The sequence below is a fragment of the Spirillospora sp. NPDC049652 genome (assembly GCF_040675125.1).
In the GTDB taxonomy this organism is placed as follows: Bacteria; Actinomycetota; Actinomycetes; order Streptosporangiales; family Streptosporangiaceae; genus Spirillospora.
The window spans coordinates 1-1,251 of record NZ_JBFAOF010001483.1 but is presented as its reverse complement, the minus strand read 5'-3'; the positions used below and the strand labels follow the sequence as shown (position 1 = coordinate 1,251).

Here is a 1,251-nt window from a genome sequence, read left to right as displayed (position 1 = left end):
GTCCGCGCTCGGCGGAGCCGACCCGACGGGCGCGATGAGCCGCGCCCACGCCGAGATCGCCGAGCTGTCGCGCCGCATCGGCCTGCTGCGGGACGAGTTCGCCGAGGACCCCGGCCGTCCCGGCGCCGCCGACGAGCTGCGCCGCACGATCGGGGACCTCGCCGCCGTCCTGCGCCTGCACTTCACGCAGGAGGAGGAGCACTACTTCGTCCTCGCCGACACCCCCGCCCACCCCGACACGCCCTCAGGCTGACGGCCGGAAAGGGGGTCCGGTCACTCCCCCGGGGCTCCGGCGGCGTCCAGCAGCCGGTCGAGCACCTTCGCGAGCCGCGCCCGGACCTCCGGGTCGGTGATCACACCCTGCCCGTCCACCTGCGTCCGGTCGACCGGGAGCCGCACGCACGCCTCCTCCACGATCGCCGCGCCGGTGTACCCGAGGACCGTCCGCAGGGTCGCCTCGGCGCCGCCGCCGCGTCCCGGCGCGGCGGCGTTCACCCAGGCGGACGGCTTGTCGGAGATCTCGGTGCCGCCGACCGTCCAGTCGAGCAGGTTCTTGAACGAGCCCGGCAGGGTGCCCGCGTACTCGGGCGAGCAGATCAGCAGCGCGTCCGCGTCGGCGATCGCCGCGCGCAGCGCCGCGACCGGCTCCGGAAGCGGATCGGTGTCGTCGTCGGGGTTGAAGTGCGGCAGGTCGCCGAGCCCGGCATAGTGGACGGTCCGGACGCCGGGCGCGGCGACGTCGGCGGCGGTCCGCAGCATCACCTCGTTGGACGACCCGGCCCGCAGGCTGCCGCTCAACAGCAAGATCACAGGTTCGTTCACCGCACCAACCTACTCGCCGCCGACTCCGCGCGGACCCCGCCGGGACGACGACCGCACGAACGCGCGGACCGCCGGCGCCGGCTCGCTCAGTCCTGAGCGCGGCCAGTCCTCGGCGAGGCCAGTCCTCGGCGCGGTCAGTCCTCGACCAGCACCCGGATCGAGGTGAGGTCGGAGTCGGCGGCGTCCGGGACGACCATCCCCGCCTCCACCCCCGAGCGCAGGTAGTCCAGCACGGGACGCGTCATGCGCTCGCCCGGCATGACCGCCGGGATGCCCGGCGGGTACGGGGTGAGCATCTCCGCGCTGACCCGGCCCTCGGCCTTCTCCACCGGGACCTGCTCGGCGGGCCCGAAGAACGCGTCGCGGGGCAGAACGACCAGTTCGAGCCGCAGCTCCTCCGGCGACGGCACCTCGACGCGCGGCGCGCCG

General features: G+C 75.1%; 3 protein-coding genes. 1 reads left to right on the top strand and 2 read right to left on the bottom strand.

Translation table 11 applies throughout. The features are described 5' to 3' along the window. Positions 1–253, top strand: a 253-nt coding sequence (locus AB0J52_RS41295) for a hemerythrin domain-containing protein (RefSeq protein WP_500188723.1), incomplete at its 5' end; no start/stop codon positions are given. A 20-nt stretch (positions 254–273) separates the two neighbouring features. Here AB0J52_RS41295 and AB0J52_RS41290 read toward each other — a convergent pair. Beyond that, positions 274–822 carry an NADPH-dependent FMN reductase gene (locus AB0J52_RS41290; protein WP_500188722.1) on the bottom strand — a complete coding sequence of 183 codons (549 nt, stop codon included), beginning with the start codon at positions 820–822 and terminating at the stop codon, positions 274–276. A 134-nt stretch (positions 823–956) separates the two neighbouring features. Then, a partial coding sequence (locus AB0J52_RS41285; protein ID WP_500188720.1) for an Orn/Lys/Arg family decarboxylase occupies positions 957–1,251 on the bottom strand: 295 nt, incomplete at its 5' end.